General features: G+C 71.6%; 5 protein-coding genes and 1 pseudogene. 3 read left to right on the top strand and 3 right to left on the bottom strand.

What is annotated here, in order from left to right; all coding sequences use genetic code 11:
- Nucleotides 1-908, bottom strand: a pseudogene (locus MET9862_RS29430) (SPOR domain-containing protein); the annotation flags it as partial.
- A gap of 32 nt (nucleotides 909-940) precedes the next feature.
- Nucleotides 941-2,695, bottom strand: coding sequence for an arginine--tRNA ligase (gene argS, locus MET9862_RS15815; protein WP_142583867.1), 1,755 nt, complete (start codon nucleotides 2,693-2,695; stop codon nucleotides 941-943).
- A 225-nt stretch (nucleotides 2,696-2,920) separates the two neighbouring features.
- Between argS and MET9862_RS30105 the strand changes: the two genes are divergently transcribed.
- Nucleotides 2,921-3,439: a hypothetical protein gene (locus tag MET9862_RS30105; protein WP_142583866.1), complete on the top strand. Its 519-nt coding sequence runs from the start codon at nucleotides 2,921-2,923 to the stop codon at nucleotides 3,437-3,439.
- Between the two features lie 108 nt (nucleotides 3,440-3,547).
- Here MET9862_RS30105 and MET9862_RS15805 read toward each other — a convergent pair whose 3' ends face one another.
- Nucleotides 3,548-4,795 carry a deoxyguanosinetriphosphate triphosphohydrolase gene (locus MET9862_RS15805; protein ID WP_244612736.1) on the bottom strand — a complete coding sequence of 416 codons (1,248 nt, stop codon included), beginning with the start codon at nucleotides 4,793-4,795 and terminating at the stop codon, nucleotides 3,548-3,550.
- A 158-nt stretch (nucleotides 4,796-4,953) separates the two neighbouring features.
- Between MET9862_RS15805 and MET9862_RS15800 the strand changes: the two genes are divergently transcribed.
- Both MET9862_RS15800 and MET9862_RS15795 read left to right on the top strand, forming a co-directional pair.
- Entirely contained in the window at nucleotides 4,954-5,280 is a 327-nt protein-coding gene (locus MET9862_RS15800; protein ID WP_142583864.1) for a HesB/IscA family protein, read from the top strand.
- Between the two features lie 284 nt (nucleotides 5,281-5,564).
- Nucleotides 5,565-7,505, top strand: coding sequence for an aq_1923 C-terminal domain (locus MET9862_RS15795; RefSeq protein WP_142583863.1), 1,941 nt, complete (start codon nucleotides 5,565-5,567; stop codon nucleotides 7,503-7,505).
- The last annotated feature ends 9 nt before the right edge of the window (nucleotides 7,506-7,514 follow it).

Genomic DNA, 7,514 nt, shown 5'->3' with positions numbered 1-7,514 from the left:
GCGACATCGATTTCGTCGCGGTGCTGGATCGTGAGCCCACCGCGGAGGAATGTGCCGCGCTCGAACGCCTGCATATCGGCTTGGCGGAGGTCGGCGGCCTGCTCGCGCTGCGGCGGCGGGGGCGGCGTGTCGGGCTTGACCGCGACGGTGCGGACCCGGCGCGGCTCGCCGAAGGCGTCGAGGGACGCGCTGCCCGGGGTCACGGCGCCCGTGGTGGAGGCCGTGGCGGAGGTGGACGGCGCGGCGCGGGTCGCCTGCGCGATGTCGATCGGCTGCTCCTCGCGGTTGACGATGCGGACCGGGCTGTCCTTCGCCTTGGGCTCGTAGATCTGGCGGTTCTGGTCCGGGATCTCGACCCCGTCGGCGACCTTCGGCGCGACCTTGAGCGGCGAGGTGTCGGCCTGGATCACCGGCACGCCGCCGGAGCTGGTGCCGTGCAGGCCCTTGTAGGTGAGCGCCCCGGTCACCGCGACGGCGACGACGGCGAGGCCGGCGCCGACCGTCATCAGGCGGCGGCGCGGATCGACGCGCTTGAGCGGGCGCTGGTCCTCGGCAACCTCCCCGGCCTGCTCGTCATAGGCGGCCGACTGGTCCTGCTCGACCGAGGCGAGATACTGGTTGAAGGCATCCGCCGGCGTCTCGCGGGTGGCAGCCTCCGGGGTGAAGCTCGGCTCGATCCGGCCGCGCCAGTCCTGGTTCGCCGCCGGCACCTCGGCGCGGCGCTCCTCGCGAGCGGCCAGAAGCTGGCGGAAGGGGTCGTCCTGGCCGACGATGCGCGCCAGCTCGGCGAGCGGGTCCGCCTTCGGCGCGCCGGCCGGGGCGGCCGCGGCCGCCTGGCTCGCCGGATGCTGCTCCAACGCGCGCGCGAAGTCCTCCAGGTCGACGGGCGCACGCGAAGCATTCGTCATGGCAGCATCCTCACTTCAACGCCGGCGGGGCGTCAGCGCATCTCGTCCGGTGCGGAAACACCCAGAATCGCGAGACCGGAGGCAAGCGTGCCTCTCAAGGCCTCGACAAGGGCAAGCCTCGCCTCGGTCGACTTTCGGTCGGTTGCATTAACAAACCGTAATTGCGGCAAGTCTTTGCCCTTGTTCCAGAAACTATGCAGCGAACTCGCGATTTCGTAGAGATGGAATGCGATTCTGTGGGGTTCGTGCGCGGAGGCGGCCGCCTCCAGCACACGTGGGTACTGCGCGATCAGACGCATCATCTCGATCTCCCCCGAATCGGCAAGTGATTCGAGGTCGGCGCGGGCGAGCAGCGTCCGGTCCGTGAAATCGGTGTCGGGATAGGCCTCGCGCGCCTGCCGCTGCACCGAGCGGGCCCGGGCATGGGCATATTGCACGTAGAAGACCGGGTTGTCCTTCGACTGCTCGACCACCTTGGCGAGATCGAAGTCGAGGGTGGCGTCGTTCTTCCGGTAGAGCATCATGAAGCGGATCGCGTCGCGGCCGACCTCGTCGATCACCTCGCGCAGCGTCACGAACTCGCCGGCGCGCTTGCTCATCTTCACCGGTTCGCCGGCGCGCAGCAGCCGCACCAGCTGGCACAGCTTCACGTCGAGGGTCGCCTCGCCGTTCGAGACCGCCTTCACCGCCGCCTGCATGCGCTTGACGTAGCCGCCGTGATCGGCGCCGAGCACGTCGATCATCTCGCGGGCGCCGCGCAGGAACTTGTCGCGGTGATAGGCGATGTCGGCCGCGAAGTAGGTGAAGCTGCCATCCGATTTCAGCAGCGGACGGTCGGTGTCGTCGCCGAATTCCTTCGTGCGGAACAGGGTCTGCTCGCGGTCCTCCCAATCCTCCGGCAACTGGCCCTTGGGCGGGGGCAGCCGGCCCTCGTAGACGAGGCCGCGCCCGCGCAGCGCGTCGAGCAATTCGCCGACGGCGCCGCTGTCCTGGAGCTTGCGCTCCGAGAAGAACACGTCGTGGCGGATGCCGATCGCCGCGAGGTCGTCGCGGATCATGTCCATCATCGCGGCGAGCGCCGCGTCGCGCACCACCGGCAGCCACTCGGATTCGGGCCTGTCGGCGAGAGAATCGCCATAGGTCGCCGCGAGGCTTTCGCCCACCGGGATCAGGTAGTCTCCGGGATAGAGCCCCTCCCCGACGACCGCGTCGCTGCGGCCCAGCGCCTGCAGGTAGCGGATATGGGCGGAGCGGGCGAGCACCACGACCTGCGCGCCGGCATCGTTGATGTAGTACTCGCGCGTCACCGCGCGGCCGGCCGCGACGAGAAGGTTGGCCAGTGCGTCACCGAACACCGCGCCGCGTCCGTGCCCGACATGCATCGGACCGGTGGGGTTGGCCGAGACGTACTCGATATTGACGGGTCCGCCCGCCATGGCGATCCGGCCGAAGGCGGCCGGATCGGTCGCGGCGCTGCGCACCACTTCGTGGAGCACGGACGGCGCCAGCCGCAGGTTGATGAAGCCGGGGCCCGCCACGCTCGCCTCGGTCACCCGCGGGTCGGCGCGCAATTCCGCGGCGAGCGCCTCGCCGAGCTGCTTCGGGTTGGCGCGCGCTTCCTTGGCGAGCACCAGGGCAGCGTTGGTGGCGAGGTCGCCATGCGCGGGATCGCGCGGCGGCTCCACCACGACGCGGGTCAGGTCGAGCCCCTCGGGCAGGGTGCCGGAACGGGTCAGCGCTTCGAGGGCCTCGCGCACGCGGGCCTCGAACAGGGCAAAGATGTTCATCGCGATATTTCGAATCCGTCGCCCGGGGCGTCGCCGCGCCGCCGGTGCCTGAAGCGGGCGCCATAGCAAGGGGGGCGGCCCAAGTCACGGATGGCGGCCTCAGGGCCGGGCCCGCCGCGCTGTCCCGGGGTTTCCCCCCCCTTGCGTAGACTGCCTCGTTGAAGGGCGAGCCGGACTCTCGCGATCACTCGATCCACGCAAATCGATGCACGGGAGAAACTGTCGATGAAGGCCCTTGTTCTGTCCGGTGCCGTTCTCGCCGCCGGCCTCGTCATGGCGCCGCCGGCCGCCGAGGCCGGCCCCTACGGGCATGGCGGATACCGCGGCGGCCACGGCTTCGGCCATGGCGGCGTCGCCGGCGTCCGGGGCGGCTATCGCGGCGGCTTCGCCCGGGCCGGCGGCTTCGGCCATCGCGGCTACGGCTACCGGACGGGCAGCGTCGGCTACCGCGCGGCCGGGCTCGGCTATCGCGGCTACGGCTATCGGGGCGGCTATTACGGTGGGCGCGGCTACGGCCTTGGGCTCGGCCTCGCGGGGACCGGGGTCGGGCTTGGCGTCGGCCTCGCGGCCGGCGCCGTCTCGACGGGCTACGGCTACGGCTACGGCTACGCCGCTCCGGCCTACGGCTACGCCTATGGCAGCAACGGCTACAGCAATTACGGTTACGCTCCGGTCGGCTACAGCTACCCCGCCGCCTATGCCGCGCCGGCCTACGGCTACGGAGCCGATTGCTACGGCTGGTGAGGTGGCAGAGGCCCGCGGCGGTGTCGGACGAGGCGCCGATCCTCTCGTCCGGCCCCGGCTGACGGAAGGGCGACCGGATCTCGGGCAGGCCCGAGATCCATCGGGGCATCACGGCTCGGCGAGCGGCAGCCCACGGCTCGGCGGGGTCCAGTGCAGGTCGGGAGTCCTCGCGTAGAGCCGCCGGTGGGCCAGCACCGCATAGGTGTCGGTCATGCCGGCGATATAGTCGGCGATGCGGCGGGCGACCTTCGCCTCGGAGGCGCCGTCGAGCCCCGCGCTCCACTCCTCGGGCATGCGCGCCGGATCGGCGCGGAAGGCCGCGAACAGCTCGGCCACGATGGTGTTGGCCTTGGCACGCACCGCCATCACGCCGGGATGCCGGTACATCCGCGCGTAGAGGAAGCGCTTGATGCCGGCATCCGCGGTGGCGACCGGCTCCGAGAACGCGATCACCGGCGCACCCGCGGCGCGGATGTCCTCGACGCGGGCCGGGTGCAGGGCGTCGATCCGGCGCTCGCCCTCGCGGATCAGGTCCTCCACGAAGCGGGTGATGACCCGCCGTGCCAATTCGTGGATCCGGCGCGAGGTCTCGAGGCCCGGATACAGTGCCTCGATCTCGTCGAGGAGGCCGGCGAGGAAGGGCACCTCGGTGAGGTCTTCGAGGTCGAACAGGCCGGCGCGCAAGCCGTCGTCGAGGTCGTGGGCGTCGTAGGCGATGTCGTCGGCGAGCGCCGCGACCTGCGCCTCCGGTCCCGCATGGAGAGACAGGTCGAGCGGGTGCGCGGCGTCGTATTCGAGGATCGCGGCCGGGATGCCGGCCCGGCTGTAGCGCGGCGTCGGGCGGCCCTCGCCGTCGAGGAGCGGCCCGTTATGCTTGACGAGCCCCTCCAGGGTCTCCCAGGCGAGGTTCAGCCCGTCGAAGCCGGCGTAGCGCCGCTCCAGCCGGGTGACGATGCGCAGGGCCTGCGCGTTGTGGTCGAAGCCGCCGAACGCCTCCATGCAGGCGTCGAGGGCATCCTCGCCCGTATGGCCGAAACAGGTGTGGCCGAGATCGTGGGAGAGCGCCAGCGCCTCGGCCAGGTCCTCGTCCAGGCCGAGCGAGCGCGCGAGCGCGCGGGCAACCTGGGCCACCTCCAGGGTGTGGGTGAGCCGCGTGCGGTAATGGTCGCCCTCGTGGTGCACGAAGACCTGGGTCTTGTGCTTGAGCCGCCGGAAGGCCGTCGAGTGCACGATGCGGTCGCGGTCGCGCTGGAAGTCGCTGCGCGTCGGAGAGGACGGCTCCGGGATCAGGCGCCCGCGCGTGCGCGCCGGGTCCGTGGCGTAGGGCGCACGCCAGCGCTCACCGGGGGGCCGCACCGTGCCGCCTCCTCGCCCCGCTCCGGTCGGATCTTCGCATGGCTCCCCCTCGGCCCCCGCGCGTTGCGGGGTTCGTGCCTCGCCCATATCTTGTGGGTGACGCGGCGCCCGGCAATCGCTGGACCGCACGGTACCCACAGAGCAGTCCGGTTCGCCCCATGACCGAGATCAACCTGACGCCCCGCGCCGCCAAGCGCATCAACGAGATCATGGGCGCCGAGCCGCCCGGCTCGTCGCTGCGCATCAGCGTGAACGGCGGCGGCTGCTCGGGCTTCTCCTACGCCTTCGACATCGCCCGCGACAGGGCCGAGCAGGATGTCGCCATCGAGCGTGACGGCGCCACGGTGATCATCGATCCGGTCTCGCTCGAATACATGGCCGGCTCGACTATCGACTTCGTGAACGACCTGATCGGCCAGTCCTTCAAGATCGAGAACCCGCAAGCCACCGCCTCCTGCGGCTGCGGCACCTCGTTCTCGATCTGAGCTCGCCGTCCGGCGGGATTGCTCTCGGGGCCGGCGCCGAGCCTGCCCGCCGTTGCAGTGAGACGACAGGTGCGAACCGTCGCGCCTGCCGTAATGCGCCGCAATTGCATGCGGTCGCGAACTGCGTCACGGATGAGAACGGCCGGCTTGGTGCCTCTCGTACAACTCCCTTCGCGCCGTCGCGGTCATGGGAGGATTCCCGGAGTTCGGGAATCGTGCGCGGTGCGCCGAGATGCCTGCCGCCCCGCACACCTCGACATGCCGTCGGCGATCCGGACACGCACATGAGTCACCCGAAGGGCCGCGCCCGCCTCGCGCCGGCGGTTCTCGCGTCCGCGCTCGCCGCCGCCCTGCCTGTCCTCTGCATGACGGCGACGCCGCTGGCCGCGCAGGAGGCGGCCTCGGCGGTGCAGGACGTGACCCTCGCCGACGTGAGCCTGCCGCTCGGCACCACGGTGTTCCGGGCACCGAAGATCACGGTGAGCGGCACCCGTCTCTCGAAGGACGAGCTCACCGCCCTCCTCAAGGCCGATGGGCCCGAGCCCTGGCCCGCCCGGCTTGCCCGGCTGGAGGCGGCGAGCGTCAGCGCCCCGGTGTTGATCTCCGAGCATGCCGGCCCCGGCGCGATGCGCCAGACCGTGACCTACCGCGAGATCAGCGCCCGCGACGTGCGCGCCGGCCGCATCGCCGAGCTGACCACGGCCGGCGCCGCGCTGACCGTCACGGATGGGACCGAGACGGGCACCGGCACCTACGGCCCGATCCGCGCCACCGACGTGGACCTCGCGGCGCTGACCCGCCTCTACACGATGCCGGGCGACGGCAAGGGCACGGTGCAGCGCCTCTACGCCGCCGTCCAGGTCTCGGACGTGGTCTATACCGATGCCTCGGGCACCACGGTGAAGCTCGGCCGGCTGGAGGGCCGCGACCTCGGCGGGCGCCAGGTCCCCGGCGGCTGGAGCGGCGCCCTCGACGCGATCTCCGCCGGCCTGGCGGCGCTGAGCGCCGACCCCGAGGCCGAGGCCCTGCCCGCGCCCGAGCGCGCCCGGCTCGCCGGAGCCGGCGCCGACCTGCTCGGCGCCCTCGATGTCGGCACGCTCGAGGCGCGCGACCTCTCCCTCAGCGAGACCGACGCCGACGGGCCGCTCCTCATCGAGGTGGGCCGCCTCACCTATGCGAGCGGGCCCGAGGCGGGCTTCCGGATGGAGGGCCTCGCCTTCACGCAAGGGGCGACCCGAGCCCGCCTCGCGCGGCTCGCGCTGACCGGCGTCTCACTGGCGCCGACCATCGAGACCCTGCGCCGCCTCGCCAAGCCCGACGCCGAGATCGGCGAGGACGAGATGCGCCGCCTGATGCCGGCGATCGGCGGGCTGACCCTGCAGGAGATGAGCCTCGACCTGCCGGCCGAACCGTCCGCCGGGAAGCCGTCCGCCAAGCTCAACCCGAAGGTGGAGGCGAAGCCCGGCAGACCCGAGGCCAAGCCCGAGCCGAAGGCGGATCAGAGGGCTGCCGGCGATCCCCTCGCCGCTCCCGCGGCCGCTCCGCCCGCCGTCACGCATGTGGCGCTGCGCGACGCGGCGGTCAGCTTCGGCCCCCTCAAGGAGGGGGTTCCGACCGCGACCCGCTTCAGCCTGTCGGGCCTCGTCATGCCGGCCGCGATGATGGCGGATGCGCCGGTCCTCGGGGCGTTGCCGGCCTACGGCTACCGCGACCTCGACCTCACCTTCGTCGCCGACCTCGCCTGGGACGAGGGCAAGCGCGAGGTTTCCTTGCGCGAGATGACGCTGACCGGCCGCGACATGGGCACAGTGCGGCTCTCCGGCCTCGTCGGCGGCGTCGGGCCGGAGGTCCTCACCGCCAAGGTCCCGGCCACCCAGCTCCTGATGTTCACCGCGAACGCCAAGGCCCTCGACGTGACGGTCGAGAATACCGGCCTGTTCGAGCGCTTCATCGCGGCGCAGTCGAAGAGTCTCAGCCTGAAGCCCGATGAGCTGCGCCAGGAATACGTGAACGCCAGCCAGTTCGGCGTGCCGATCATCCTCGGCGGTTCGGCCGGCGCGAAGGCGATCGGCACGGCGATGGGCCAGTTCGTGACGAAGCCCGGCCGCCTCGTGGTCAACGCCAAGGCCAAGACCGATGCGGGCCTGGGTTTCGCCGATTTCGCCTTCGCCCGCTCTCCGGCGGCGGTGTTCGACAAGATCGAGGTGGACGCCAAGGCCGAGTAGGCCCGCGCC

Origin of the sequence: Methylobacterium symbioticum (genome assembly GCF_902141845.1) — a bacterium.
Lineage (GTDB): Bacteria > Pseudomonadota > Alphaproteobacteria > Rhizobiales > Beijerinckiaceae > Methylobacterium > Methylobacterium symbioticum.
This window is presented reverse-complemented; position numbering and strand designations above follow the sequence as displayed.

Bases quoted from the DNA above. Each gene is read 5' to 3' on its own strand.
- argS (WP_142583867.1), bottom strand. From the start codon at position 2,695: ATGAACATCTTTGCCCTGTTCGAGGCCCGCGTGCGCGAGGCCCTCGAA.
- MET9862_RS15800 (WP_142583864.1), top strand. From the start codon at position 4,954: ATGACCGAGATCAACCTGACGCCCCGCGCCGCCAAGCGCATCAACGAG.
- MET9862_RS30105 (WP_142583866.1), top strand. From the start codon at position 2,921: ATGAAGGCCCTTGTTCTGTCCGGTGCCGTTCTCGCCGCCGGCCTCGTC.
- MET9862_RS15795 (WP_142583863.1), top strand. From the start codon at position 5,565: ATGAGTCACCCGAAGGGCCGCGCCCGCCTCGCGCCGGCGGTTCTCGCG.